At 65.9% G+C, this 24,807-nt stretch carries 27 protein-coding genes; 11 read left to right on the plus strand and 16 right to left on the minus strand.

Annotation, left to right across the window (positions count from 1 at the left end):
* Nucleotides 1-106: 106 nt before the first annotated feature.
* Nucleotides 107-1,303 (minus strand): MFS transporter, encoded by a 1,197-nt coding sequence (locus tag NLR35_RS32215; RefSeq protein WP_257170577.1) that lies wholly within the window; start codon nt 1,301-1,303, stop codon nt 107-109.
* A 268-nt stretch (nt 1,304-1,571) separates the two neighbouring features.
* Between NLR35_RS32215 and leuB the strand changes: the two genes are divergently transcribed.
* The 4 genes from leuB to NLR35_RS32235 all read left to right on the plus strand — a co-directional run bounded on the left by leuB (nt 1,572) and on the right by NLR35_RS32235 (nt 6,862).
* On the plus strand, nt 1,572-2,684 hold the full coding sequence (gene leuB / locus NLR35_RS32220) for a 3-isopropylmalate dehydrogenase (protein ID WP_257170578.1): 1,113 nt from the start codon (nt 1,572-1,574) through the stop codon (nt 2,682-2,684).
* A gap of 599 nt (nt 2,685-3,283) precedes the next feature.
* Entirely contained in the window at nt 3,284-4,804 is a 1,521-nt protein-coding gene (locus tag NLR35_RS32225; protein WP_257170579.1) for a sugar ABC transporter ATP-binding protein, read from the plus strand.
* A complete protein-coding gene (locus NLR35_RS32230; RefSeq protein ID WP_257170580.1) occupies nt 4,801-5,838 on the plus strand; it encodes an ABC transporter permease in 1,038 nt (345 codons plus the stop codon). The genes NLR35_RS32225 and NLR35_RS32230 overlap by 4 nt, the downstream gene beginning before the upstream one ends.
* An 82-nt stretch (nt 5,839-5,920) precedes the next feature.
* A complete protein-coding gene (locus tag NLR35_RS32235; RefSeq protein ID WP_257170581.1) occupies nt 5,921-6,862 on the plus strand; it encodes an ABC transporter substrate-binding protein in 942 nt (313 codons plus the stop codon).
* A gap of 1,328 nt (nt 6,863-8,190) precedes the next feature.
* On the opposite strand, the gene NLR35_RS32240 is transcribed toward NLR35_RS32235, so the two are convergent.
* Together NLR35_RS32240 and NLR35_RS32245 are read right to left on the minus strand one after the other, a co-directional pair.
* Nucleotides 8,191-8,562: a hypothetical protein gene (locus NLR35_RS32240; RefSeq protein ID WP_257170582.1), complete on the minus strand. Its 372-nt coding sequence runs from the start codon at nt 8,560-8,562 to the stop codon at nt 8,191-8,193.
* A 227-nt stretch (nt 8,563-8,789) separates the two neighbouring features.
* The gene (locus tag NLR35_RS32245) at nt 8,790-9,593 is read right to left on the minus strand and encodes a hypothetical protein (RefSeq protein ID WP_257170583.1); all 804 of its coding nucleotides are present in this window, start codon (nt 9,591-9,593) and stop codon (nt 8,790-8,792) included.
* Nucleotides 9,594-9,707: 114 nt separating this feature from the next.
* Between NLR35_RS32245 and NLR35_RS32250 the strand changes: the two genes are divergently transcribed.
* Together NLR35_RS32250 and NLR35_RS32255 are read left to right on the plus strand one after the other, a co-directional pair.
* Entirely contained in the window at nt 9,708-10,742 is a 1,035-nt protein-coding gene (locus NLR35_RS32250; protein WP_257170584.1) for an aspartate-semialdehyde dehydrogenase, read from the plus strand.
* A gap of 148 nt (nt 10,743-10,890) precedes the next feature.
* The gene (locus NLR35_RS32255) at nt 10,891-11,457 is read left to right on the plus strand and encodes a TIGR00645 family protein (RefSeq protein WP_257170585.1); all 567 of its coding nucleotides are present in this window, start codon (nt 10,891-10,893) and stop codon (nt 11,455-11,457) included.
* A gap of 72 nt (nt 11,458-11,529) precedes the next feature.
* Here NLR35_RS32255 and NLR35_RS32260 read toward each other — a convergent pair whose 3' ends face one another.
* Nucleotides 11,530-12,174, minus strand: a complete 645-nt coding sequence (locus NLR35_RS32260) for a carbonic anhydrase (RefSeq protein WP_257170586.1) — start codon at nt 12,172-12,174, stop codon at nt 11,530-11,532.
* Nucleotides 12,175-12,276: 102 nt separating this feature from the next.
* Between NLR35_RS32260 and NLR35_RS32265 the strand changes: the two genes are divergently transcribed.
* Entirely contained in the window at nt 12,277-13,155 is an 879-nt protein-coding gene (locus NLR35_RS32265; protein WP_257170587.1) for a CoA ester lyase, read from the plus strand.
* 25 nt (nt 13,156-13,180) lie between these two features.
* Here NLR35_RS32265 and NLR35_RS32270 read toward each other — a convergent pair whose 3' ends face one another.
* From NLR35_RS32270 to NLR35_RS32290, 5 genes are all read right to left on the minus strand, one after another.
* Nucleotides 13,181-13,552: a cytochrome c gene (locus NLR35_RS32270; protein ID WP_257170588.1), complete on the minus strand. Its 372-nt coding sequence runs from the start codon at nt 13,550-13,552 to the stop codon at nt 13,181-13,183.
* Nucleotides 13,553-13,586: 34 nt separating this feature from the next.
* Nucleotides 13,587-14,003: a hypothetical protein gene (locus tag NLR35_RS32275; RefSeq protein ID WP_257170589.1), complete on the minus strand. Its 417-nt coding sequence runs from the start codon at nt 14,001-14,003 to the stop codon at nt 13,587-13,589.
* A 99-nt stretch (nt 14,004-14,102) separates the two neighbouring features.
* Complete coding sequence (locus tag NLR35_RS32280; protein ID WP_257170590.1) at nt 14,103-14,900, minus strand: hypothetical protein; 798 nt, start codon at nt 14,898-14,900, stop codon at nt 14,103-14,105.
* Nucleotides 14,901-14,984: 84 nt separating this feature from the next.
* The gene (gene leuD / locus NLR35_RS32285) at nt 14,985-15,590 is read right to left on the minus strand and encodes a 3-isopropylmalate dehydratase small subunit (RefSeq protein ID WP_257170591.1); all 606 of its coding nucleotides are present in this window, start codon (nt 15,588-15,590) and stop codon (nt 14,985-14,987) included.
* A gap of 94 nt (nt 15,591-15,684) precedes the next feature.
* Complete coding sequence (locus NLR35_RS32290) at nt 15,685-16,083, minus strand: metallopeptidase family protein (RefSeq protein ID WP_257170592.1); 399 nt, start codon at nt 16,081-16,083, stop codon at nt 15,685-15,687.
* A 138-nt stretch (nt 16,084-16,221) separates the two neighbouring features.
* Here NLR35_RS32290 and NLR35_RS32295 point away from each other — a divergent pair, with 138 nt between their 5' ends.
* The 4 genes from NLR35_RS32295 (at nt 16,222) to NLR35_RS32310 (ending at nt 18,382) form a co-directional block, all read left to right on the plus strand.
* Nucleotides 16,222-16,536 carry a hypothetical protein gene (locus NLR35_RS32295; RefSeq protein ID WP_257170602.1) on the plus strand — a complete coding sequence of 105 codons (315 nt, stop codon included), beginning with the start codon at nt 16,222-16,224 and terminating at the stop codon, nt 16,534-16,536.
* 230 nt (nt 16,537-16,766) lie between these two features.
* Nucleotides 16,767-17,039, plus strand: a complete 273-nt coding sequence (locus NLR35_RS32300; protein WP_257170593.1) for a hypothetical protein — start codon at nt 16,767-16,769, stop codon at nt 17,037-17,039.
* 92 nt (nt 17,040-17,131) lie between these two features.
* Nucleotides 17,132-17,467: a hypothetical protein gene (locus tag NLR35_RS32305; protein ID WP_257170594.1), complete on the plus strand. Its 336-nt coding sequence runs from the start codon at nt 17,132-17,134 to the stop codon at nt 17,465-17,467.
* A 234-nt stretch (nt 17,468-17,701) separates the two neighbouring features.
* Nucleotides 17,702-18,382 (plus strand): hypothetical protein, encoded by a 681-nt coding sequence (locus tag NLR35_RS32310; RefSeq protein WP_257170595.1) that lies wholly within the window; start codon nt 17,702-17,704, stop codon nt 18,380-18,382.
* A gap of 82 nt (nt 18,383-18,464) precedes the next feature.
* Here NLR35_RS32310 and NLR35_RS32315 read toward each other — a convergent pair whose 3' ends face one another.
* From NLR35_RS32315 to ffh, 7 genes are all read right to left on the minus strand, one after another.
* Nucleotides 18,465-18,680, minus strand: a complete 216-nt coding sequence (locus tag NLR35_RS32315; RefSeq protein WP_257170596.1) for a hypothetical protein — start codon at nt 18,678-18,680, stop codon at nt 18,465-18,467.
* Between the two features lie 195 nt (nt 18,681-18,875).
* The gene (gene leuC / locus NLR35_RS32320) at nt 18,876-20,282 is read right to left on the minus strand and encodes a 3-isopropylmalate dehydratase large subunit (RefSeq protein ID WP_257170597.1); all 1,407 of its coding nucleotides are present in this window, start codon (nt 20,280-20,282) and stop codon (nt 18,876-18,878) included.
* Nucleotides 20,283-20,732: 450 nt separating this feature from the next.
* Nucleotides 20,733-21,119 (minus strand): 50S ribosomal protein L19, encoded by a 387-nt coding sequence (rplS, locus tag NLR35_RS32325; protein ID WP_011923604.1) that lies wholly within the window; start codon nt 21,117-21,119, stop codon nt 20,733-20,735.
* 107 nt (nt 21,120-21,226) lie between these two features.
* A complete protein-coding gene (trmD, locus tag NLR35_RS32330; protein ID WP_257170598.1) occupies nt 21,227-22,000 on the minus strand; it encodes a tRNA (guanosine(37)-N1)-methyltransferase TrmD in 774 nt (257 codons plus the stop codon).
* A gap of 205 nt (nt 22,001-22,205) precedes the next feature.
* Nucleotides 22,206-22,802 carry a ribosome maturation factor RimM gene (gene rimM / locus NLR35_RS32335; protein ID WP_257170599.1) on the minus strand — a complete coding sequence of 199 codons (597 nt, stop codon included), beginning with the start codon at nt 22,800-22,802 and terminating at the stop codon, nt 22,206-22,208.
* 128 nt (nt 22,803-22,930) lie between these two features.
* Nucleotides 22,931-23,263, minus strand: a complete 333-nt coding sequence (gene rpsP, locus NLR35_RS32340; RefSeq protein WP_257170600.1) for a 30S ribosomal protein S16 — start codon at nt 23,261-23,263, stop codon at nt 22,931-22,933.
* A gap of 137 nt (nt 23,264-23,400) precedes the next feature.
* Nucleotides 23,401-24,807, minus strand: a 1,407-nt coding sequence (gene ffh / locus NLR35_RS32345) for a signal recognition particle protein (RefSeq protein WP_257170601.1), incomplete at its 5' end; no start/stop codon positions are given.

Consider the following 24,807-nt stretch of genomic DNA (forward strand, 5'->3'; position numbering starts at 1 on the left):
CCGGGACCCATAACCACCGGCCGTGATGAGGCAGGCAACTGCCAGCCAAATCCCTCGATAGATTCCGCGGTATGGGTCCCGGCGTTCGCCGGGACGACACCGTTGGTTAGGCGCGATCGATGCGTTTCAATCTGCCCTGCATCGCCGCCATCACCGCGCCGAGCAGCAACAGCGCCGCCGAGACATTCAGCGCGTAGGTCAAACTCCCCATCGCATCGGTGATCGCGCCGACGGCGAACGGTCCCAGCGTTTGCCCGATGCCGAACGAGATCGTCAGCGCCGCAATCGCGCGCGGCCAGGCGGCTTGCGGCAGGTTGAAGCGGACGAAAGCCGTCGTCGCCGTGGTGACGGTCGAGAAGGCGAGGCCGAACACAGCGGCTGACAAGGTCAGCATGACAGGCGAATGGCTGAGCGAGGGCAGGGCGGCGCCGATCGCATTCACCGTCAGGATCAGCGCCGTCGGCCAGCCGCCGCGGTCGAGCGCCAGCACCCGTCGCCACACCCAGGGCGTGGTGAAACCGGCGAGGCCAATCAGGCACCAGAAGCCGGACTGCGCCGCGGCGCCGCCGCCGAGATCGCGCACATAGGCGATCATGAAGGTGAGATAGGCGATATAGCCCGCGCCGTAGAGGAAGTAGCCGAACAGATAGATCGCCATCGGCCGTAGCGACACGCGGTCGGCGCGCGTCTCCGGCATGGCGGCGTTCGCCGGCAGCCGCATCGCGAGCAGCGGCACGATCAGAGCCACGCCGACGCCTGCGAGCACCGCCCACACGATCCACCATGAGCCCGGCCCGAACGCCTGCAGCACGAACGGCGCGATCAGGCCCGAGATGACGATGCCGAGCGGCGGCCCGGCATAGAACAGGCTGAGCACGAAGCTCGCCTGCGCCGGCCGCGCCAAGGCGACCCGTGCCGCCACCGCGCCGCCGGCCACCAGCGCCACGCCCGCGCCGATCCCGGTCACCAGCCGCGCCAGGCTGAGCGCGACGAAGTCGCCGGTCATGGCGCACACCACCAGCGAGGCCAGCGCCGCCAGCGTGCCGCCGCGCACGGCCGTCAAGCCGCCGAACCGCCTCGCCGTCTGCGAGGCGATCAGCGCGCCGATCAGGTAGCCGGCGGCATTGACGGTGTTCATGAAGCCCGCCGCCGAATACGACCAGTGCAGCGTGTCCCGCATGTCCGGCAGCACCAGCGCGTAGGCGAAGCGGCCGATGCCGAGGCCGATGATCGGCCCGAGCGAGAGCGTCAGATTGGTCAACGCCGGATGAGCCGGCGTCGGGTCGGAACGGGAGATCGGCAAGACATGCTCCGGCGCGGCGATCGGCCGGCAAATCCTGCTGCGCGGCGGCTGATATCGAGCACATTATCGCTCGCCTCCCCGCTCCGGAAGAGATGCCCTGGCAATGGTGGCTTGCCAAGGGCGCAGGAGGGCTTTAGCACTCCGCCGATTTCGACAGCGGCATTGCCGGCCGCCTGCCCTCGATCGGATCGGCGGCAGGCCGGTAATCCCAAGCATGATGGATGCCGGGCGATGCCCGGGCATGACAAGCTCCGCGAGGATAACGACCATGGCGACCCAGAAGCTCCTTTTGCTGCCCGGCGACGGCATCGGCCCCGAAGTGATGGCCGAGGTGAAGCGGCTGATCGGCTGGCTCAACGGCAAGGGGCTGGCCTCGTTCGAGACCGAAGACGGCCTGGTCGGCGGCGCCGCCTATGACGCCCACGGCGCCTCGATCTCCGAAGCCGACATGGACAAGGCCAAGGCGGCCGACGCCATCATCTTCGGCGCCGTCGGCGGCCCGAAGTGGGACGGCGTTCCCTACGAGGTCCGTCCCGAAGCCGGCCTGCTCCGCCTGCGCAAGGATCTCGGCCTGTTCGCCAATCTGCGTCCCGCCGTCTGCTATCCGGCGCTGGCCGACGCCTCCAGCCTCAAGCGCGAGATCGTCGAGGGGCTCGACATCATGATCGTGCGCGAGCTGACCGGCGGCGTGTATTTCGGCGAGCCCAAGACCATCACCGATCTCGGCAACGGCCAGAAGCGCGCGATCGATACCCAGGTCTACGACACCTATGAGATCGAGCGCATCGCCCGCGTCGCCTTCGATCTGGCGCGCAAGCGCAAGAACAAGGTGACGTCGATGGAGAAGCGCAACGTGATGAAGTCGGGCGTGCTCTGGAACGAGGTCGTCACCGCCGTCCACGCGCGCGAGTACAAGGACGTCACGCTCGAGCACCAGCTCGCCGATTCCGGCGGCATGAACCTGGTGAAATATCCGAAGATGTTCGACGTCATCGTCACCGACAATCTGTTCGGCGACATGCTGTCGGACATCGCGGCGATGCTGACCGGCTCGCTCGGCATGCTGCCCTCGGCCTCGCTCGGCGAGGTCGACGCCAAGACCCACAAGCGCCGCGCGCTGTACGAGCCGGTGCACGGCTCGGCGCCTGATATCGCCGGTAAGGGCCTGGCGAACCCGATCGCGATGCTGACCTCGTTCGGCATGGCGCTGCGCTACTCCTTCGACATGGGCGCGCTCGCCGACAAGCTCGACGCCGCCATCGCCGCCGTGCTGGCGTCGGGCCTGCGCACCGCCGACATCAAGGCCGAGGGCTCGACCCCGGCGTCGACCACGCAGATGGGCGAGGCGATCATCAAGGAGCTGGAGAAGCTCACGGCGTAATTGGAGCAGCTGCTCATTGGGGCGGAGCTCTCACCGCAACGACGGTCGGCTCCCCTCCCCCTTGCGGGGAGGGGTCGGGGGTGGGGGTCCACACCCAGTGAGCTCAGTTCTGCGCAAGGTCCTACTCTTTCCCGACGATCATCCTTCATCATCGCGCGTCGCGACGCGAACTCATCGGAGAGCATCGCCCGGGGGACCCCCACCCCCGACCCCTCCCCGCAAGGGGGAGGGGGCTCACCGCCGTTGTCGGGATAGCTCGAATCTGACGCGCAACGGCGTGATCGAACGGGTGTCGATCGTTTCACGAGAGCCATCCGCGATCGTCGCAGGCATTCACATCGCGCGCCGCATTCACCAGCGCCTGTCAATTTTACCTATAGACTTTCATCTCCCGATGAATAGCCTGACTCCAATGCCGCGCCATGGAATGGACGCGGGTTCGCAGCCGGCGGAGACGACGACTGCGACGATGGGGGAGGATGAATGTGATCGCGGCTGCGATGCCCTATGTCGCGCGCCATGCGAGTCGTCGTCGGCAGCGTCGCTGCGATGACGCGGTGGTGGCCGTTTGCCACCTTCCACACAGCATCCGCTGACCCATGAGCGCGCCGCTGATCGCCGTCCACGGCCTGTGCAAGAGCTTCCCCGGCGTGCGGGCGCTGCACAATATCAGGTTCGAGCTGCTCGCCGGCGAGGTCCATGCCGTGATGGGCGAGAACGGCGCCGGCAAATCGACGCTGATGAAGATCCTCGCCGGCGTCTATCGCAAGGACTCGGGCGAGATCCTCTATGACGGCGCGAGCGTTGATTTTCCCGGCCCGCGCGAGGCGCAGGCTGCCGGCATCGGCATCATTCATCAGGAGCTGCAGCTGATGAACCACCTCACGGTGGCGCAGAACATCTTCATCGGGCGCGAGCCGATGAAGGCGTTCGGGTTGCTGCTCGACGAGGACAGGCTCAACCGGCAGGCGGCCGAGCTGCTCGGCCAGCTCAATCTGTCGATCGACCCGCGCACGACAGTCGGCGGCCTGACGGTGGCCAAGCAGCAGATGGTCGAGATCGCCAAGGCTCTGTCCTTCAACTCGCGCGTCCTGATCATGGACGAGCCGACGGCGGCGCTGAACGATCGCGAGATCGCCGAGCTGTTCAAGATGATCCGCGCGCTGAAGGCGCGCGGCGTCGGCATCGTCTACATCTCCCACAAGATGGACGAGCTGAAGCAGATTTCCGACCGCGTCACCGTGCTGCGCGACGGCGAGTATGTCGCCACCGTGCCGACCGCCACAACGCCGATCGAGACCATCATCGGCATGATGGTCGGCCGCAGCTTGAGCGACGCGCGCATCGTCGGCGAGGCGCCGCCCGGCGAGATCGCGCTCGAGGTGCGCGGGCTCAACTGCGGTCCATTGGTCCGCGACATCAGCTTCACCTTGCGCAAGGGCGAAATCCTCGGCTTCGCCGGCCTGATGGGCGCCGGCCGCACCGAGGTGGCGCGGGCGATCTTCGGCGCCGATGCGGTGCCCTCCGGCGAGATCCGCGTCAACGATCGCCGGGTCACGATCCGCACGCCCGCGCACGCCGTCGCCCAGGGCATCGGCTATCTCTCCGAGGACCGCAAGCGCTTCGGGCTCGCCACCGGCATGGACGTCGAATCCAATGTCGTGATGTCGAATCTCGCGAACTACCTCGCGCTGAAGGTCATGCTGCGGAAACGCGCGATCCGCGACACCGCCGGCCGCTTCATCCGGATGCTGAACATCCGCACGCCCTCGGCGGCGCAGGAGGTCCGGCTGCTGTCCGGCGGCAACCAGCAGAAGATCGTGATCGCCAAATGGCTCGATCGCGATTGCGACATCCTGTTCTTCGACGAGCCGACGCGGGGCATCGACATCGGCGCCAAGAACGAGATCTACCGGCTGCTGCGCGCTCTCGCCGACCAGGGCAAGGCGATCGTGATGATCTCGTCGGAGCTGCCTGAGGTGATCAGGATGAGCGACCGCATCGTCGTGATGTGCGAGGGCCGTATCACCGGCGAACTGTCGCCGGACGAAGCCACGCAGGAGCGGATCATGCAGCTGGCCACCCAGCGCGAAACCATGAAGGCAGGCACGACGGCATGAGCGACCCGGCACTGGTCAAGGACGACAAGGACGGCATGACGACGGGCGACGCTGTCGCAGCATTGCGGCGCCGGCTGCTGGGGCCTGCGGCGCTGCAGAAGCTGTTGGCCTTCGCGAGCCTCGTGCTGCTGATGATCTATTTCAGCTTCGCCTCGCCCGCCTTCATGCAGACCGACAACATGATCAACATCCTGCAGGCGACGGCGGTCAACGGCGTGCTGGCGATCGCCTCGACCTTCGTGATCATCACCGCCGGCATCGATCTCTCGGTCGGCACGCTGATGACGTTCTGTGCGGTCATGGCCGGTGTGTTCCTCACCTATTGGGAACTCCCGATGTGGACAGGCATCGTCGCGGCCATCGCCACCGGTGCGCTCAGCGGCGTCGTGTCAGGCACCGTCATCACCAAGATGAAGGTGCCGCCGTTCATCGCCACGCTCGGCATGATGTTGGTGCTGAAGGGCCTCGCGCTGGTCGTTTCCGGCAGCAAGCCGATCTACTTCACCAACACCGAGAACTTCTCGATGATCTCGCAGGATTCGCTGCTCGGCGCCATCGTGCCGGACCTGCCGATCCCCAATGCGGCGCTGATCCTGATCGTGATGGCGGTGTTCGCCTCCATCGTTCTCAACCGCACCGCGCTCGGCCGCTACACCTTCGCCATCGGCAGCAACGAGGAGGCGGTGCGGCTGTCCGGCGTCAATGTCGACCGCTGGAAGATCATCATCTACGGTCTCGGCGGCGCGATCTGCGGCGTGGCCGGTCTCCTGATCGCCTCGCGCATAAATTCCGCGCAGCCCGCGCTCGGCCAGGGCTATGAGCTCGACGCGATCGCGGCCGTCGTGATCGGCGGCACGTCGCTCAGCGGCGGCACCGGCACCATTCTCGGCACCATCATCGGCGCCTTCATCATGAGCGTGCTGACCAACGGCCTGCGCATCCTGTCGGTGGCGCAGGAGTGGCAGTTCGTCGTCACCGGCATCATCATCATTCTCGCCGTCTATGCCGACATGCTGCGTCGAAAGCGCGCCTGATCGTCGAGCGGAACGCGACCGTCCGCCTGCCGAGAACTTCTCCACGACGACACAATCAACCAACAAACGAGAGGAAACACCCATGTTCAAAAAGCATCTCCTGAGCGTCGCGCTCGGCGCCCTCGTCATCGCCGGCGCGTCAACGGCCGTCCGCGCCGAGGACACCTACATCCCGCTCGTCTCCAAGGGCTTCCAGCACCAGTTCTGGCAGGCGGTGAAGCTCGGCGCCGAGCAGGCGGCGAAGGCCGCCAACGTCAAGATCACCTTCGAGGGGCCGGAGACCGAGGCCATGGTCGACAAGCAGATCGACATGCTCTCGGCCGCGCTCGCCAAGAAGCCCCAGGCGATCGGCTTTGCCGCGCTCGATTCCAAAGCCGCCATTCCGCTGCTGAAGAAGGCGCAAGCCGCCAAGATCCCGGTGATCGCCTTCGACTCCGGCGTCGACAGCGACATTCCGTTGACGACCTGCACCACCGACAACCTCGCCGCCGCCGGCCTCGCCGCCGACAAGATGGCCGGCCTGATCGGCGATGCCGGCGAGGTCGCCGTCGTCGTGCACGACCAGACCAGCCGCACCGGCATCGACCGCCGCGACGGCTTCCTGAAGCAGATGAAGGACAAGCATCCGAACATCAAGATCGTCAGCGTGCAGTATGGCGGCGGCGATCAGCTGAAGTCGACCGAGATCACCAAGTCGATCCTGCAGGCCAACCCGAACGTCAAGGGCATCTTCGGCGCCAATGAAGGTTCGGCGATCGGCGTGCTCAACGGCGTCAAGGAGATGAAGAAGAAGATCGTCGTGATCGGCTACGATTCCGGCAAGCAGCAGAAGGCCGCGATCCTGTCGGGCGAGATGGCCGGCGCCATCACCCAGAATCCGATCGGCATCGGCAGCTGCACCGTGGACTCGGCCGTCAAGGCGCTGAAGGGCGAGAAGCTGCCCAAGATCACCGACACCGGCTTCTACTGGTACGACAAGTCCAACATCGGTGACGCGAAGATCGCGGCGGTGCTGTACGATTGAGGTCGATGCGACGATGGGCAAAGAGGAGAAGCGCCCAGTTGCCCACCCAGGTCAACGAGCGTCAGCTCTGTGAGATACAGTGCCCTCTCCCCTTGCGGGAGAGGGCATCACCGGCCCATCTAAGCATGCGGTTGGGTGAGGGGTATCTCTCCGCGGACTCAGCTCGTTGAGACATACCCCTCACCCAACCGAGTCTGCTGCGCTGTCCTACATGCCCTCTCCCGCAAGGGGAGAGGGCGCATTCACCGGCACCGCTCGGCGTTCGAGAGTGGAGTGTTGTGGCGATGAGCTTCGTGTTTGGTGTCGCCCGAACTTCACAAGCCGACACTGCCCGTCGAGCAAATCAGCTCCTGAATTTTCGCGATTGATGCGCCTCGACGGCGGCGATCGCCTTCGGTGCGGCCCGAAATCGGCTGCGCCGAAAAATTCATTTCGCCTTCGCCCTCAAATCGATGAGCTGGATCGCCGAGCCCGCAGCAAAATTTCCTCTTTCGTAATTCCAGAATTCATGTTTTCTCACCTCATCCCGTCTCGCCACGAGGGGCGTTTCGCGATCGTCACGAGGCGTGAGGCGGGGATGCGGTGGCCGCGAGGGCGCGCAGCACGTCTGACAGGACGTGCGGACGAACGAGGCTCTTGCGGACGTGAAGCTGCGTGGTCCTGGCGCCCCGAAGCTGGCGCCAAGTTCGCGACGATGCTGGCGCATCGCGCGGGCGACGGTGGCTAACAAGCCGGACACCGGGGAGAGCGCAGAGTAAGCGTAAGCCCATCGCGCAGGGAGGGCCGGGTCAAGCCGGCTGTACCTGTGGTTCCTGCCCCGTGCACTTCTTCCCGCACGGGGGCCACGGGCCTCAGCCGAGGCCCGGCCTTCCCTGCGCCCTTGTTGTGAATGGGGGCGGAACGGATCGTCACACTCGGACGCGAAAGCGGGCGCGAGGATGAGAGCGCATGTCATGGTCATTGCGAGCGACGCGATCGATCCGCCGACGCCCGTCTGGGGAGGACGCCATCCAGAGTCCCGTCGCAGCCCCTGGATTGCTTCGTCGCTGCGCTCCTCGCAATGACGCGGAGAGGCTGGTTCACCGCCCAGCCGCCGTCTGTTGCGGGGCAGAGTCTTTCGGCCGTCATTGCGAGCGGAGCGAAGCAATCCAGAGTCCCGCCCGCTACCTGGATTGCTTCGTCGCTACGCTCCTGGCAATGACGCAGGAAGAACAAGGCGGCCGTGAATGCCGGGGCAACAGTGCGCAGGAGAGCCGTCTGGCAGACCCTCGCCACAACAAAAAAGCCGGGCGAAGCCCGGCCTTGGTGATCGGATGATGCCGTCTCTCTCAGTACGGGATCGGAATCCGGGTCGGGTAGCCGCCGAGATCGGACGGCGCCATCAGCGGCTGGCGGTCGATCGGGCGGTTGAGGTTTTCGCGCGCGAACGACGGGTAGCCGACGGCCGGCGGGAAGGCGTAGTCCGAGAACTTGCGGTCGCCCGGCAGCACCTCGGTGCCGCCATCGAGGAACGAGCGGCGGGTGATGTAGATGCGGGTGCGCGGGCCGGACTGGTAGGAATAGTTCGGGCCGTTGGACGTGACCGCCACAGCGCGGCGCTTGGCGGGGGCGGCGTCGGCGGCGAGAGACGTGACGGCAAGGCCGGTCGCGGCGATCACCGCCAGGGCCATGACCCGGGTCGCAGCAGAAAATTCGATCATCACGTCCTCTTCCTCGCGCCAAAAGGGGCGGGCGCTCGCCATGCGCATGATTTGGCCCGCACAATATCTGGGTCGGCTGTGGCATCACAAGGTCATTCCCGCGACCGCGCGCAAGATAAATTCCGGCTGTGGCGGGAAAGTTGCATCAATTTCCGTAGCTTGCCGAAGCCGCCTGTGGCGGACCATGGCTCAGCGGCGGCCGGCAACATGCGGACGCAAACGGGCCGTCAGAACGTGCCGCGCAGCCTGGGATTGTCCAGCGCGGTGATCCAGTCGTTGAGGGTCTTGGCGAGCCCCGGGGCATCGCAATCGGCGCGCCGCGGCTCGGCCTGGGCGAACAGCTCGACCAGGGCCGGATCATGACCGGCGGACGACAGCAGGGTCAGGCGGTTGAGCATGCAGCCGACGGCGGCGCGCCGGGTCTGCAGGGCGGCGCCCTGGCAGGACCAGCCGGAAATCCGCAGCGCCGGCACGGCAATGGTCTTCAGAAAGCCGAGGCAGGCTCCGGGCCCATCCGGCGCGCCGGCCTGGCGCAGCAGGCTGACCGGGCCGAACCGGCTGTCGATGATCCCCGCCGCCTCGAGCTCGGGCGCATGACGTCCGAGACGGGTCGCCAGATGTCCGACCGGATTGCGCATGCCCTCGCGCTCCGGCCCGATCCGGTAGACCTCGATCTCGGCCGCGGGCCGGTCGGCCGGCTCGCCCCAGCGCAGCACGTCTTTGCGGCCGCCGGCGGCGTGGGTCAGAACGGTATAGGTGGCCGTGCGGTCGGGTTGGTCGGTGAGGCGCAGCGAAAACGCCGGCACGGCGGCATCGGCGAGTGTCCACCCGGCGCGGCCGGCGGGCGCGTCGTCGCCGCTGTCGAGCCGGTTCCAGGCGGCCACGCCGAGCATGGCGATCAGCGCCAGAGCCCCCACATAGGCGAACAGACGCGCAAAGGTGCCGCAGACCTCGTCCGCGACGGCCTTGAGGCCGGGCGAGATGCGGGGTTTGCGGATGGTCGCGGCTGTGCTGGCCGAATCAGGATGCATCGAAGGCGAGACGTCGTGGTAACGTTGTGTCAGGGACGTTTCTCGCATAGAAGCGCTGCCGCTTCCGTTTCCGCTCAGATGCGCGATCGGCCAAATTTCTTCGGAGAGTGAACGATGGGTTACAAAGTCGCAGTGGTCGGCGCGACCGGCAATGTCGGACGGGAAATGCTCAATATTCTCGATGAGCGGCAATTCCCCGCCGACGAGGTCGTGGCGCTCGCCTCGCGCCGCAGCGTCGGCGTCGAGGTGTCCTATGGCGACCGCACCCTGAAGTGTAAGGCGCTCGAGCACTACGATTTTGCCGATGTCGACATCTGCCTGATGTCCGCGGGCGGATCGGTCTCGAAGGAATGGTCGCCGAAGATCGGCGCCGCCGGTGCTGTCGTGATCGACAATTCCTCGGCCTGGCGCATGGATCCGGACGTGCCGCTGATCGTGCCGGAGGTGAACGCCGACGCAGCCGCCGGCTTCAACAAGAAGAACATTATCGCCAATCCGAACTGCTCGACCGCGCAGCTCGTCGTGGCGCTGAAGCCGCTGCACGACAAGGCGAAGATCACGCGCGTCGTGGTGTCGACCTATCAGTCGGTGTCCGGCGCCGGCAAGGACGCGATGGACGAGTTGTTCTCGCAGACCAAGGCCGTCTACACCAACGACGAGCTCGTCAATAACAAGTTCCCCAAGCGCATCGCCTTCAACGTCATTCCGCAGATCGACGTCTTCATGGAAGACGGCTTCACCAAGGAAGAGTGGAAGATGATGGCGGAGACCAAGAAGATCCTCGACCCGAAGATCAAGCTGACCGCCACCTGCGTGCGCGTGCCGGTGTTCGTCGGCCACTCCGAAGCCGTCAATGTCGAGTTCGAGAATCCGATCACGGCCGACGAGGCCCGCAACATCCTGCGCAACGCGCCGGGCTGCCTCGTGATCGACAAGCACGAGCCGGGCGGCTACGTGACGCCCTATGAAGCGGCCGGCGAGGACGCCACCTATATCAGCCGCATCCGCGAGGACGGCACTGTCGAGAACGGCCTCGCCTTCTGGTGCGTGTCCGACAACCTCCGCAAGGGCGCCGCGCTGAACGCGATCCAGATCGCCGAGGTGCTGATCAACCGCAAGCTGATCACCGCCAAGAAGAAGGCCGCCTAATAGTTACCAGTGCGCCCCCTCTCCCCGTCCTTACGGGGAGAGGGTTGGGGTGAGGGGGCAGCCGCACGGGTGGTTTGCATGGTGAAACGAACTCACCGCACTCCATGACGGAGTAGGACGACAGAGCAAATTCGGGGTGGGGCTGCGCGTGGCTGAGAATAGCAAGACCGAGCCGGCAGCGGCGCAGGCGCCCGTGACGGCCAAGCATGCGCCGGGGCCGCTCGAGCGCGGGCTCGAAGGCTTCCTGTTCAAGAGCCGCTGGCTGATGGCGCCGTTCTATGTCGGCCTCGTCGTCAGCCTCGTGGTCCTGCTGTTCAAGTTCGTGCTGCTGCTGTGGGAGAATGTCGTCCATCTCCCCACCGCCAAGGAGAGCGACATCATCCTCGGCGTGCTCAGCCTGATCGACGTCTGCCTGACCGGCAATCTCGTGCTGATCGTGGTGTTCTCGGGCTACGAGAACTTCGTCTCGCGCATCGATCCCGGCGGCCATCCGGACTGGCCGGAATGGATGACCAAGGTCGATTTCGCCGGACTGAAACAGAAGTTGTTGGCCTCGATCGTCGCGATCTCGGCCATTCAGCTGCTGAAGGCCTTCATGAATCTCGACGCCGGCTACGACTCGGTCAAGCTCGCCTGGCTGGTCGGCGTGCACATGACCTTCGTGGTGTCGACGGTGATGCTGGCGCTGTCCGACCGGTGGTCGGGCGATCACTGATGAGGGGCGAATAGTGAGGTGCGAATGGCGAATAGGGAATTGAGACCGAATCTACTCGCTACTCCCACTTCGCTACTCGCCGGTACGCGCGCTCTTGAATTCCTTGGTCGTCTTGTCGAGCACGAACAGCGAGCCCTCGGACACACCGAAATAGGCGCCGTGCAGCTGAAGATCTCCCGCCTCGACGCGGCTGCGCACGAACGGGAAGGTCATGAGGTTCTCGAGGCTGCGGAACACCGCAGCCTTCTCGATGCGAACGACGAAATCCTGAAAACTCTCATGGTCGCGCTGCTCGACGACCTCGCCGGGCTTGATGAACATCGACATCCAGCGGCCGATGAAGTCGCCCGGCGAGAGCGGCGCCGCCTTGTCGACGAAGGCGCGGATGCCGCCGCATTGGGCATGGCCGAGGATGACGATGTGCTTCACCTTCAGCACGGTGACCGCATATTCCAGCGCTGCCGACACGCCGTGGGCGTTGGCGTCCGGCTGATAGATCGGCACGAGGTTGGCGATGTTCCGGAGCACGAACAATTCGCCCGGGCCGACATCGAAGATGACCTCGGGCGAGACGCGGGAATCGCAGCAGCCGATCACCATCACTTCGGGCGACTGGCCGCGCTCGGAAAGCTCCAGATAGCGGCTTTGCTCGGTGGGGAGGCGCTGGGTGGTGAAGGCGCGATAGCCTTCGAGCAGACGTTGCGGAAACGAGATCATGGGCCCTGCCTTAAACACACGAGGCCTGCGGGAACAAGCCTTTCGGCCCGGCGGTCGAAATGGTATCGCGGGCCGCTGCCATAAACCAAGGGAAACGCCGAAATGATCCGCCCGCGCCGCAGTCTCCTGTTCATGCCCGGCTCCAATGCCCGCGCGCTGGAGAAGGGACGGAACCTGCCGGCCGACGGGCTGATCCTGGACCTCGAGGATTCCGTGGCGCCCGATGCCAAGGCAGCCGCGCGCGAGCAGATCGCCAAGGCGGTCGCCGCCGACGGCTACGGCAAGCGTGAGCTGCTGATCCGCATCAACAGCCTGGATACGCCGTGGTGGAGCGACGACGTCGCGATGGCCGGCCAGACCGCAACCGATGGCATCCTGGTTCCCAAAGTGTCGACCGTCGAGGATCTGCGCCTGGTGACGAGCCGCCTCGCCGAGGTCGGCGCCGATCCGGCGCTGAAAGTTTGGGCGATGATCGAGACCGCGCGCTCCGTGCTCGATGCCGATCTCTTGGCGGCAACGGTGCATGAGGCGGGCTCCCGGCTCGCCGGCTTCGTGTTCGGGCCGAACGACATCTCGCGTGAGACGCGCATCCGCATGGTGCCGGGCCGCTCGACGATGCTGCCGATGATCAGCCATTGCATCCTGGCGACCCGCGCGCATGGGCTGGAAATTCTGGATGGCCCCTACAGCGATTTCGCCAACACCGACGGCTTCTCGCAGGAATGCATCCAGGCCCGCGATCTCGGCTTTGACGGCAAGACGCTGATTCATCCCGGCCAGATCGATACCTGCAACGCGATCTTCACGCCGCCGGCGGCCGAGGTCGCCGAGGCGCGCAAGATCCTCGCCGCGTTCGAATTGCCGGAGAATGCCTCGCGCGGCGCGATCCAGATCGACGGCCGCATGGTCGAGCGGCTGCATGCCGAGATGGCCAAGCGCACGATCGCGATCGCGGACGCGATCGCCGAGATGGTGAAGTAGTCGAGACGGAGGAGGACGCGCCGCGTCAGATCTGTCTGAGGCTGAGGATGTAGTTGACGAGGTCGCCGCGCTGCTCCGGCGTCAGGATGACGTTGGGCATCGTCGGGTGGCTGCTCTGCAGGAACACCTTCAGCGACAGCTCGGTCGTCGAGGGCATGTTGGCGACCGCCGCGAAATCGGGCGCCGTGCGGGTCTGGGCTCGGGCCGCGCTCGCGTCGATGGCGTGGCAGGGGCTGCACCAGGCCTCGGCCAGCTTGCGGCCGGCCTGCACGCTCTCCGCCGCGGGCGTCGCACCGCTTGCGTAGTGCAGCCGGATCAGCAGCAGCGCGGCGAGCGCGAGCAGCAGCGCGGCGCCGACATGGAGCCAAGTGTGGCGGTGCAGGTTGGGCATACTCATCGCGTTGCTCCGCTAGGGGAATGGGAGGCGGCGATCAGTGCTTGACGACGGCGGCACCCAGCCGGTCGATGGTCGGCGCGTTGAGGCAGTACTCCTCGTAATGCGCGCCGGATGTGCCCGCGGCGAGATCGCGATGGCAGCGCGGCTTGTCCTTGCACATCGCGCAGACCCGCTCCATGTCGCGCAGCACCAGCGGCTCGGCGCGGCCCAGTGCTGCCTCGTCGATGCCGAGCGCCTTGAGCATCAGCGGCAACTCGTCGGCCGCGTGCTCGCCATGGCGGACCAGCTCGTCGAGATCCGACGGAGTGACCTGAAGGTCCATCGCGATGCGCTCGAAATCGTCGCGGTCGAGCTGCCTGAGCTCGCTGAGCTCGCGCCGGTGCCGCAGCCACTGCGCGAACGTGTCGATCAGGAATTGAACGCGGGGATAGGGCTTGGCTTGGGCAGGCATGGCTCGTCTCCGATGATTACCCGCAATCAATCACCGGGTGGGCGCGTGGACGTTGCGGTAGATCAAGCAGCGGAACAGCCCTGCCGGAGGCGCAGACCGTCAGGCGCCGAACCGCTCCGTGGCCCAAGCGTAGAGACTGCCCGGAATCGGTGCCTCGCCGCCGCGGCCCTTCGGCGAGATGTGCAGGCCGATGATACCGGGATCACTGATCAGGCCGGAGAAGTCGCTGGGATCGAAGAACGCCTTGGGCTCGGCATGCACGGCATAGAAGCTGCGCTTCGGCAGCGCATGCCGCAGCGAGCCATGGCGGCGGGCCAGCGCGGTCAATGCGGCCGGGCCGAAGATGGCGACGCGGATGTCCGACAGCCGGTCGGAGCCGCCGCGCAGCCGGCGGATCGCAAAGGTGATCCGGTGGCGCAGCGACAGCCAGTTTGGCGTCAGCTGATCCTGCGCCATCAGCGCATCGAACTCGCCGACGATCGGATCGTCCGGCGGCAGATACAGCACGGAGTTGCCGAGCTGACGCGGCCGTTCCCAGGCGAAAAAGGGCAGGGCGGGATCGATCTCGACCGGCCGCAGCAGCAGCACGTCGGCATCGAGCCACAGGCCCGCGCGCTGCGCCATCAGCCGCATGCGGAAGAAGTCGCTGAACTGCAGGGTGGTCCAGTCGCGCCAGCTGCCGTCCGGCTGCGGCGGCCGGAGCCGCTCGGAGAACGCATAGGGCAGGATCGCCTCGGCCTCGGCATTGCGGACGCCGTCAGGCAGGCCGGGAAGCGGATCGAAGCTGTAGACGGTGACCTTGTGACCGGCCGCCAGCTGCGAGCGCAGGCAGGTCTGGCGCAGCCGGTCGAGCGGTCCGCGCCAGAAGGTGACGACTTCGGGCAATACGCGCGTCAACGGCGGACCTGTGTTCGGGCTGCTCTCGAAAGAAGGCCCCGGACGAGGTCCGGGGCCCGCGAACTCCTGGCTGTCAGGCGGCGCTCAGGCCCAGGCGCGCTCGGTCTTGAGCTTGGCCTCGTAGCTGTCGATCGAGGCCTTTTTCTCCAAGGTCAGGCCGATGTCGTCGAGCCCGTTGAGCAGGCAGTGCTTGCGGAACGGGTCGATCTCGAACTTGACGGTGCCGCCGTCGGGACCGCGGATCTCCTGGGCGGCGAGGTCGATCGTCAAGGTCGCGTTGGCGCCGCGCTCGGCGTCGTCGAACAGCTTGTCGAGATCAGCCTGCTCGACGCGGATCGGCAGAATGCCGTTCTTGAAGCAGTTATTGTAGAAGATGTCGCCGAACGAGGTCGAGATCACGCAGCGGATGCCGAAATCGAGCAGGGCCCAGGGGGCGTGCTCACGGCTGGAGCCGCAGCCGAAATTGTCGCCTGCGACCAGGATCTTGGCGTTCCGATAGGCCGGCTGGTTGAGCACGAAATCCGGATTCTCGCTGCCGTCGTCCTTGTAGCGCTGTTCGGAGAAAAGGCCCTTGCCGAGGCCGGTGCGCTTGATGGTCTTCAGGTACTGCTTGGGAATGATCATGTCGGTATCGACATTGATGATCTTCAGCGGCGCGGCGACGCCTTCCAGCGTGGTAAACTTGTCCATCGGGGAGCACCTTCGAGAATATCGGGCAGGCCGCTGTTTAGCCCGAAGCGCGGAGCGGATAAAGTCAAATTGCCCGGAAAATCAGCCTGACAGCTCAGTCGGCGGCGGCCTCGATCGCCTCCATGTCGTCGTCCGACATCCCGAAATGATGCCCGATCTCGTGGATCAGCACGTGGCGGACGATGTGGCCGAGGCTCTCGTCGTGCTCGGCCCAGTAATCCAGGATCGGCCGGCGGTAGAGCCAGATCATGTTGGGCAGCCGCGGCAGGTCGTCATTGCTGCGGAACGGCAGGCCGGTGCCCTGGAACAGGCCGAGCAGATCGAACTCGCTCTCAGCCTCCATCTCGTCGAGCACCTCTTCGGTCGGGAAGTCGTCGACGCGGATGATGACGCCCTCGCACATCCCGCGGAAATGCGCAGGCAGCCGCTCGAACATCTCGTGCGCGATGGCTTCCATGTCGGCGAGCGAGGGGGCTTTCAGATCGGTCCACATTGCCGCCTTCTAGCCCGGCCTTGATCATCTTGCATCCCGCTTTATGCCGCGTGCAGCGGTTGACGCGGGCGGTGAAAACGGCGACCGTCCGCGGCGCGCGATTTGGGTTTTGGGGGACGCATGCGACAGAAGTCGGTGATGCTGGCCGGGACGGCGCTGGCCGTGGCCGTCGTGATTTCGATGTCGGCAGGCGTGCGGGCTGAGCCGGCGACACGAACCGAGCTTCGAACCGTTCGGGGCGAGACCAGCACGGATTTCTCGGCGCAGCGACGCCCGCGGCGCATTATGATCTATCCCCGCCGCTATGAGGGCCATTGGGACCCGGACGTCGTGCCGCGCTACAATCCCGGCCCCAATGCGGTTCGCGTCTGTGACGCGTCCTATGTTCCGGAACATCGCCCGAGCGGCACCGTCATCGTGCCGCATATGAGCTGCTATTGGCGCCGCGGCTGAACCCGCTCGCGTGCTCATCCGATAGTGCCTGTCGTGCAACAGTGCCGATATGTCGCGAGATCAGCCGGAACTGGGCGTAGCAGTTCGGCATTCTGCTCGGGCGCAGGTCTTCAGGTCCCATTCACGTCGCTCATTCGAGACTGATCTGCGTCGTACCGCAGCGGCGGCCATCATCGGAGATGGCGGTGCACGGTGCCCGGCGTGATGTCAGGCGATCGAAGGAGAAGTTCATGACTGTGATGAAGCTGTTGGGCATTGCGGCGGTCGGTGCCGTCCTGGCTTTGGCTGCGCCGGCGCAGCGCGCAGAGGCGCTGTCGCTGAGCAATCCTGGCGCTGCGACAGCAGTGCAGCAGGGCGCGGCACAGGAGACCACCCAGGCGCATTGGCATGGACGCCGCCACCACTGGCATCCGCGCCGGCATTATTATCCGCGGCATCACTATCATCCGCGCCACCACTGGCGCCCGCATCATTACGGCCATCGCCATCACGGCCGTTGGTGAGCGCGGCTCCAGCGCTGCCGATCCATGATCGACATCAAACAGGCCCGCTCTGCGGGCCTGTACGTTATGGTGGGCTGGGAATGGGGTCCGTCATGGCATCTTCCATCAACAAGACTTATTCCATCAACAAGACTTATTCGATTAACAAGACTTATTCGATCAACAAGACTTGGCTCGGTATCGGCGTCGTCACCGTCGCTATGTTGATCGCAAGCTCCGCCGCTACCTCGCCCGTGATCGCGGCTTCCGCTGACGTTGCGGCCGGCCGTTTGGCAGCCGCGACGGACGTGGGCGCCCATCGGCAGCCTCGTTCGCGGCAAGTTGCAAGATCGATCATCGTGCCGCCTCGCTATCACGGGCGCCCTATCGAATATGTGCCTGCTTATCCGCCCGGCCCTGTCGTCCTGTTCACGCCGTTCTTCGACTGAGCTTGCTATCGCCGCGCCGCCTATCGCGTTCGCTCGACGACGCAGGCGCTCATGCAGATGATCTCTTGCCGCGACGCCACGCCGCAGATGCGCGCGCAGCGTGCATCATTCATGCCGCATTCACGTCGCTATCTCTACGTTCATGTTGGGGGTGCGCCAATCCATCGATCGGACGACCAGCAAAGGCGCTGCATGGGTCCATCGTTATTTCACGGCATTCAGGGAGAAGGGACCATGATGAGGATGAAGGACCAGCGTGCTGGTCTTGCTCGTCGCCTCAGTCTTGCGGCGGCAGCACTTTTCGTATTCGCAGGTGCGTCCGGTCGGCCCGCGTCGGCGATGTCGCCTGTTGGGCCTGGCGCTGGGCCTGCGACACAGGCCGCGTCTGACGCCGTGACAATTCAGGTCCGTGGTCCGGGCGGCCATGGCGGCGGACATTTCGGCGGTGGTGGCGGTGGCTTCCACGGCGGCGGTGGCTTCCATGGTGGTGGCGGCTTTCACGCCGGCCCGGCCTTCCATGGTGGTGGTGGAATGTTCAGAGGCGGAGGTGCTCCCGCCTTCCATGGCGGCGGCGGTCACGCATTCGGCGGCGGGGGCCCGCGTCACGTGTTCCACGGCGGCGGTCCGGTGTTCCATGGCGGAGGCGGTCCGCGGCCGGTGTTCCATGGCGGCGGCTACTATCATCGCCCGCATTACGGCTATCGGCCATATTACCACCATCACCGCCGGCACTTCTACGGCTACCGCAGCTACTACACCCCGACCTACACCACGGGCTACTACTACCCCTATCGTCGCTGCCGGATCGTCTACACCTATTACGGCCCGCGCCGCATCTGCCACTACCGGCATTGGCGTGGTCATCACTGGCGCCATCATCATCGGTGGCATCACCGTCACCACCGCTACTACTGATTCGTCTGAGCGCTGATCGAAACAATGAAGGACGCCCAACGGCGTCCTTCTGTCGTTTCAGCGGGGAGAATTCGGCACTGCGTCAGAGCCAGTCCTTGAACTGCCAGTTCTTCACGCTCAGTTTCCACGGCACCAACGTGTCCAGCCGCCATTTGGCAAAGCGTCCCGGCGGCCAGTTCGACAGCCGGCGCTCCTCCTTCGGTTCTTCGGGCTTGGCGATGATCTTGGCGGGCGGCGTCTTGCGGCGCTGACGTGTCGCGTCGCGAATGAGGTCGACGTATTCCGGCTTGTTGGCCATGGCAGGCTCCTCGGCACGTTCCTCTGCGGACGCGGCGCGCCCTGCGGTAGGATTGTGCGTCAAGAGATTTTAATAAGCGATTGCCGCGTCTGATCGACGTTGAGTCGAAATGAAAACGCGGCGGCCTCATTGGAAGCCGCCGCGCTCGTTTGCAGGTCGGTCGCCGCGCAGCTCTGCCGCGCCGGCGAAGAGGTCTCAGCGCCAGTCGCGCACGTCGACGAAGTGGCCGGCGATCGCCGCCGCTGCGGCCATCGCGGGCGACACCAGGTGGGTGCGGCCCTTGAAGCCCTGGCGGCCTTCGAAGTTGCGGTTCGAGGTCGAGGCGCAGCGCTCTTCCGGCGCCAGCTTGTCCGGGTTCATGGCGAGGCACATCGAACAGCCCGGCTCGCGCCACTCGAAGCCGGCCTTGATGAAGATCTTGTCCAGACCTTCCGCCTCGGCCTGCTCCTTGACGATGCCCGAGCCTGGCACGACCATCGCGTTGACATGACCGGACACGGTCTTGCCCTCGGCGATCTTGGCGGCGGCGCGCAGATCCTCGATGCGGCCATTGGTGCAGGAGCCGATGAAGACGCGGTCGAGCTTGATGTCGGTGATCTTCGTGCCCGCGGTCAGGCCCATGTACTTCAGCGCGCGATGCTTGGAGATGCGCTTGGCCTCATCCGCGATCTTGTCCGGATCGGGCACCATGCCGGTCACCGAGATCACGTCCTCGGGCGAGGTGCCCCAGGTGACGATCGGCGGCAGCTTGGCGGCGTCGAGCCGCAGCTCATGGTCGAAATGCGCACCGTCGTCGGAGCGCAGCGTCTCCCAATAGCGCATCGCCGCGTCCCAGGCGGCGCCCTGCGGCGCCTTGGGACGGCCGCGCAGGAAGTCGTAGGCCTTTTCGTCCGGCGCGACCAGGCCGGCGCGGGCGCCGCCCTCGATTGACATGTTGCAGACGGTCATGCGGCCTTCCATCGACAGCGCACGGATCGCCTCGCCGGCGTATTCCAGCACGTAGCCGGTGCCGCCGGCCGTGCCGATCTCGCCGATGATGGCGAGGATGATGTCCTTGCCCGTGACGCCGTCCGGCAGCTTGCCGTCGACGGTGACGCGCATGTTCTTTGCCTTCTTCTGGATCAGCGTCTGCGTCGCCAGCACGTGCTCGACCTCTGAGGTGCCGATGCCGTGCGCCAGTGCGCCGAACGCGCCGTGCGTCGAGGTGTGGCTGTCACCGCACACGATCGTGGTGCCGGGCAGCGTAAAACCCTGTTCCGGGCCGATGACGTGGACGATGCCCTGGCGGCGGTCGAACTCGTTGTAATATTCGACGCCGAATTCCTTGGCGTTCTCGGCCAGCGCCTTGATCTGCTCGATGCTCTCCGGATCGGGGTTCGGCTTGGAACGGTCGGTGGTCGGCACGTTGTGATCGACCACGGCCAGCGTCTTCTCCGGCGCATGCACCTTGCGCCCGGTGGCGCGCAGGCCTTCAAACGCCTGCGGCGAGGTCACCTCGTGCACCAGGTGGCGGTCGATGTAGAGCAGGCAGGTGCCGTCCTCGGCTTCGTGCACCAGATGGTCGTTCCAGATCTTGTCGTACAGGGTGGTCGGCTTCGACATGAGCGAATGCTCCCGGGAATGAAGGTTTGAAACAGGACGCGTGACGGGCACGCGTGAACAGGCAGAGCGGCGCTGCGGCTTACAGCGCGTGCCTAAGCTCTGACGTTGCCGAAGTGGCGAAGCGTCCGAAGAACCGCCCGGGCAGCCGGCTATGATCGTCGATGACGACGCGGCGGCAGGCCATGCTGGTGCGATCTAGAACCATTTCAGGGCGATATATAGCACGCAGGCGCGGGAGTGCGAGATGCGTTTGTCGCAGGGAAGACTCGCTGGGTCTCTCAGCCGTCATTCCGGGGCGATGCGCAGCATCGAGCCCGGAATCCCGAGCTGATCATCCCATCTCGAGATTCCGGGTTCAGCCCCTTCGGGGCTGCCCCGAATGACGGCGTGGCCAAAACAAAAAAGCGCGGGACCAGCCCGCGCTTTTCGTCAATCCAGTGGAAGCAACGATTACTCGTTGACCGCGGCGGCCTGCTGGCGGTCCTGCTTCTCGACGATGCGGGCCGACTTGCCGCGCAGCTGGCGCAGGTAATACAGCTTGGCGCGACGCACCTTGCCGCGGCGCACGACCTTGATCGAGTCGATCATGGGGGAGAGGATCGGGAACACGCGCTCCACGCCCTCGCCGTAGGAGATCTTGCGGACGGTGAAGCTCTCGTTGATGCCGCCACCGGAACGACCGATGCAGACGCCTTCATAGGCCTGCACGCGGGTGCGCTCGCCTTCGACGACCTTCACGTTGACGATCACGGTGTCGCCCGGGCCGAACTCCGGAATGGTCTTGTTGGCGGACAGCTTGTCGAACTGCTCTTTTTCGAGCTGCTGAATCAGGTTCACGGGTAAATCTCCATCGGCGGCGCGCCCAGCCGGGTCACGCGGGCTGCGCTTGTTCCTGCCGTCACTTGCGGAATTGGGCGCTCCTATAAGGCAAAGCGCGAGGCTTGTCACCCGTCTGTCGTGCTTTTTGGCGCTTTTTGGCGGGTCCTGCTTTGTTCTCGGGGCTGACGCGCCTGCCATTCGGCCCACAAATCCGGCCTTCGCGCGTCAGTGAGGGCCTCGGCCTGCGCGCGCCGCCACGCCGCGACCTTGGCGTGGTCACCGGATGTCAGCACATCCGGAATGCTACGGCCCTCGAACAGCTGCGGCCGGGTGTATTGCGGGTACTCCAGTAGGCCGTGGGAGAAGCTCTCGTCGCTGCCGGATTCGAGCTTGCCCATCACGCCCGGCAGCAGCCGCACGCAGGCGTCGATCAGCACCAGCGCCGCGATCTCACCTCCCGACAGCACGTAGTCGCCGATCGAGACCTCGACCAGCTCGCGCGCGTCGATCACACGCTGGTCGATGCCCTCGAAGCGGCCGCACACGATCAGCGGTCCTGGACCGGCGGCGAGCTCGCGGACGAGCGCTTGCGTCAATGGCCGACCGCGCGGGCTCATCAGCAGCTTCGGCCGCTCGGGTGCGACGGCGGCGGCGTCGATCGCGGCCGCCAGAACGTCGGCGCGCAGCACCATGCCAGGGCCGCCCCCGGCCGGCGTGTCATCGACGCTGCGGTGCTTGTCGGTGGCCGACGCCCGGATGTCGCGCGCCTCCAGCGCCCAGATGCCGGAGGCGAGCGCGCGGCCGGCGAGGCTCACGCCGAGCGGCCCCGGAAACATCTCGGGAAACAACGTCAGCACGGTGGCCCGCCAGGGCGCGGTGGGAGAGGACGAAGTGGTCATGATGAACTGTTACGGCACCGGCGCGATGAGATCGAGCCCTACTCAGAGCGCTGAGCGCCAAGATTGGTGCGGCTCCACCACCGGTGTCGTCCCGGACAAGCCGTGACGCGCGTCAGCGCATCGCGGCGCCGATTCGGGACCCATACCGCGTCATGTTAGAAAGGGGCACGCGGCCCGTCACGCGCCAACCAATCGGCTGCGGTGGTTATGGGTCCCCGCTTTCGCGGGGACGACGAGCGGAGGGCGTGGAGGCAGAGTCGTCCTCTTGCGAAGCCGGCTCATCGGCGGCGTCTTTGTCCTCGCCCTCGATTTCCGTCGGCAACTCGATGATCACGCGCCCACCGGCCAGATCCACCGTCGGCACCACGGCATTCGTGAACGGCAGCATCAGTGTGCTGCCGGAGGGCGGGGCGATCTCGATGATGTCGCCGGCGCCGAAATTATGGATCGCGAGCACGCGGCCGAGCGGCGCCCCTGCGGTGGTTTCCGCGGCGAGACCGATCAGGTCGGCGTGATAGTACTCGTCGTCATCGGTCTCGGGCAGGCGATCGCGCGGAACGTAGAGCTCGAGCCCGTTGAGCCGCTCGGCTGCATTGCGGTCGGTGACGCCCTTGAAGCTCGCGACCAGATGATCCTTCGCTTCGCGCGCCTTCGCGACTTCGAGCGAACGACTGCCGTCCTTGGTCGTCAGCGGGCCGTAGTGCAGCACGGCCAGCGGATCCTCGGTGAAGGTCCACAGCCGCACCTCGCCGCGCACGCCGTGCGCGGCGCCGATCTTGGCGACGCAAATGAGCTTGGACATCAGCCGGCCTCGTCCTTCGAGACGCGCGCCAGGGCGCGCTCCTCAGGACGAGGAGCCAACCCCTCATGCCAGGGAGCACGGCGGAAGCCGTGCGTCTCGACGCATGAGGCCATGATCGCCAAAGGACGTTAGCCCTTGGCGGCGGCTTCGGCCTGCGCCTTGCGCTCCTTGCGCGGCACGGCCTTGATCGGGTTCTGGCGGGCGTCGCGCTTCTTGACGCCGGCGGCATCGAGGAAGCGGGCGACGCGGTCGGACGGCTGCGCGCCCTTGGCGAGCCAGGCCTTCACCTTCTCCATGTCGAGCTTGAGGCGCGCCTCGTTGTCCTTTGCCATCAGCGGATTGAAGTGGCCGAGACGCTCGATGAAGCGGCCGTCACGCGGAAAGCGCGAGTCGGCGACGACGACGTGATAAACCGGGCGCTTCTTGGTGCCGGCACGGGCGAGACGAATGACGACGGACATGAAAGTTCTCCTGAGTGTCGATGTCTTGATACGAAGTTGGATGGGGCGTCATTGCGAGGAGCGAAGCGACGAAGCAATCCAGAGTCGCGCGTGACGCCCTGGATTGCTTCGCTCCGCTCGCAATGACGGGAGTGAGGTCATTTCTTCTTTCCCGGGGGCAGGCCCAAACCCGGCAGGTTCGGCTTGCCGCTGAGACCGGTGAGTCCCGGCAGATTGGGCAAACCACCACGCAGGCCGGCGGGCAGATCCTTCGGCAAATTCGGCAGTCCGCCGGGCATGCCGCCCGGCATCTTCTCGGCCATCGCCTTGAGCTGCTCCGGCGAGGGCATGCCGCCACCGCCGCCGAAACCCATCGCCTGGGCGATGCCGGCGAGCGGGCCGCGCTTGCCGGAGCCCATGGCCTTCATCACGTCGGCCATGTTCCGGTGCATCTTGAGCAGCTTGTTGACGTGCTCGACGCTCTGGCCGGAGCCGGCGGCGATGCGCTTCTTGCGGCTCGCCTTGAGCAGGTCGGGATGCTTGCGCTCGTCGCGGGTCATCGAATCGATGATCGCGACCTGGCGCTTGAGGATCTTGTCGTCGATCCCGGCCGCCGCGATCTGGTTCTTCATCTTGGAGATGCCGGGCATCATGCCCATCAGGCCGCTGATGCCGCCCATCTGCGACATCTGCAACAGCTGCTCGCGCATGTCGTTGAGGTCGAACTGACCCTTGCGCATCTTCTCGGCGGCGCGCGCGGCCTTCTCGGCGTCGATGTTCGCCGCGGCCTTCTCGACCAGCGAGACGATGTCGCCCATGCCGAGGATGCGGCCGGCGATGCGCGAGGGATAGAAGTCCTCGAGCGCGTCGGTCTTCTCGCCGGTGCCGAGCAGCTTGATCGGCTTGCCGGTGACCGCGCGCATCGACAGCGCCGCACCGCCGCGGCCGTCGCCGTCGATCCTCGTCAGCGCGATGCCGGTGAGGCCGACGCGCTGGTCGAACGAACGGGCGAGGTTGACGGCGTCCTGGCCGGTCAGGGAGTCCGCGACCAGCAGGATCTCGTGCGGATTGGCGACGGCCTTGATCTCGGCCGCCTCCTTCATCATGTCCTCGTCGAGCGTGGTGCGGCCGGCGGTGTCGAGCAGCACCACGTCGTAGCCGCCGAGCTTGGCGGCCTCGATGGCGCGGCGCGCGATCTGCGGCGGCATCTGGCCGGCGACGATCGGCAGCGTCGGAATGTCCAGGTCGCGGCCGAGCACCGCGAGCTGCTCCATGGCGGCCGGACGGTAGACGTCGAGCGAGGCCATCAGCACCTTGCGCTTGTCGCGCTGGACCATGCGGCGGGCGAGCTTGGCGGTCGTGGTCGTCTTGCCGGAGCCCTGCAGGCCGACCATCATGATCGGCACCGGCGGCACGGCGTTGAGGTCGATGGTCTGGCCGTCGTCGCCGAGCGTCTTGACCAGCTCGTCATGGACGATCTTGACGACCATCTGGCCCGGAGTGACCGACTTGACGACGGTGGCGCCGATCGCCTGCTCGCGCACGCGCTCGGTGAAGCTGCGGAC

Origin of the sequence: Bradyrhizobium sp. SRS-191, assembly GCF_024586915.1 — a bacterium.
Lineage (GTDB): Bacteria > Pseudomonadota > Alphaproteobacteria > Rhizobiales > Xanthobacteraceae > Bradyrhizobium.

Excerpts from the sequence above, each read along its gene's own strand:
- NLR35_RS32270 (WP_257170588.1), bottom strand. The coding sequence starts at position 13,552 with ATGAGTATGCCCAACCTGCACCGCCACACTTGGCTCCATGTCGGCGCC.
- NLR35_RS32310 (WP_257170595.1), top strand. The coding sequence starts at position 17,702 with ATGATGAGGATGAAGGACCAGCGTGCTGGTCTTGCTCGTCGCCTCAGT.
- leuB (WP_257170578.1), top strand. The coding sequence starts at position 1,572 with ATGGCGACCCAGAAGCTCCTTTTGCTGCCCGGCGACGGCATCGGCCCC.
- rimM (WP_257170599.1), bottom strand. The coding sequence starts at position 22,802 with ATGTCCAAGCTCATTTGCGTCGCCAAGATCGGCGCCGCGCACGGCGTG.
- NLR35_RS32275 (WP_257170589.1), bottom strand. The coding sequence starts at position 14,003 with ATGCCTGCCCAAGCCAAGCCCTATCCCCGCGTTCAATTCCTGATCGAC.
- NLR35_RS32240 (WP_257170582.1), bottom strand. The coding sequence starts at position 8,562 with ATGATCGAATTTTCTGCTGCGACCCGGGTCATGGCCCTGGCGGTGATC.
- NLR35_RS32250 (WP_257170584.1), top strand. The coding sequence starts at position 9,708 with ATGGGTTACAAAGTCGCAGTGGTCGGCGCGACCGGCAATGTCGGACGG.
- NLR35_RS32235 (WP_257170581.1), top strand. The coding sequence starts at position 5,921 with ATGTTCAAAAAGCATCTCCTGAGCGTCGCGCTCGGCGCCCTCGTCATC.
- rpsP (WP_257170600.1), bottom strand. The coding sequence starts at position 23,263 with ATGTCCGTCGTCATTCGTCTCGCCCGTGCCGGCACCAAGAAGCGCCCG.
- NLR35_RS32315 (WP_257170596.1), bottom strand. The coding sequence starts at position 18,680 with ATGGCCAACAAGCCGGAATACGTCGACCTCATTCGCGACGCGACACGT.
- trmD (WP_257170598.1), bottom strand. The coding sequence starts at position 22,000 with ATGACCACTTCGTCCTCTCCCACCGCGCCCTGGCGGGCCACCGTGCTG.
- NLR35_RS32295 (WP_257170602.1), top strand. The coding sequence starts at position 16,222 with ATGCTGGCCGGGACGGCGCTGGCCGTGGCCGTCGTGATTTCGATGTCG.
- NLR35_RS32290 (WP_257170592.1), bottom strand. The coding sequence starts at position 16,083 with ATGTGGACCGATCTGAAAGCCCCCTCGCTCGCCGACATGGAAGCCATC.
- NLR35_RS32300 (WP_257170593.1), top strand. The coding sequence starts at position 16,767 with ATGACTGTGATGAAGCTGTTGGGCATTGCGGCGGTCGGTGCCGTCCTG.
- NLR35_RS32260 (WP_257170586.1), bottom strand. The coding sequence starts at position 12,174 with ATGATCTCGTTTCCGCAACGTCTGCTCGAAGGCTATCGCGCCTTCACC.
- NLR35_RS32305 (WP_257170594.1), top strand. The coding sequence starts at position 17,132 with ATGGCATCTTCCATCAACAAGACTTATTCCATCAACAAGACTTATTCG.
- leuC (WP_257170597.1), bottom strand. The coding sequence starts at position 20,282 with ATGTCGAAGCCGACCACCCTGTACGACAAGATCTGGAACGACCATCTG.
- NLR35_RS32265 (WP_257170587.1), top strand. The coding sequence starts at position 12,277 with ATGATCCGCCCGCGCCGCAGTCTCCTGTTCATGCCCGGCTCCAATGCC.
- leuD (WP_257170591.1), bottom strand. The coding sequence starts at position 15,590 with ATGGACAAGTTTACCACGCTGGAAGGCGTCGCCGCGCCGCTGAAGATC.
- NLR35_RS32245 (WP_257170583.1), bottom strand. The coding sequence starts at position 9,593 with ATGCATCCTGATTCGGCCAGCACAGCCGCGACCATCCGCAAACCCCGC.
- NLR35_RS32230 (WP_257170580.1), top strand. The coding sequence starts at position 4,801 with ATGAGCGACCCGGCACTGGTCAAGGACGACAAGGACGGCATGACGACG.
- NLR35_RS32225 (WP_257170579.1), top strand. The coding sequence starts at position 3,284 with ATGAGCGCGCCGCTGATCGCCGTCCACGGCCTGTGCAAGAGCTTCCCC.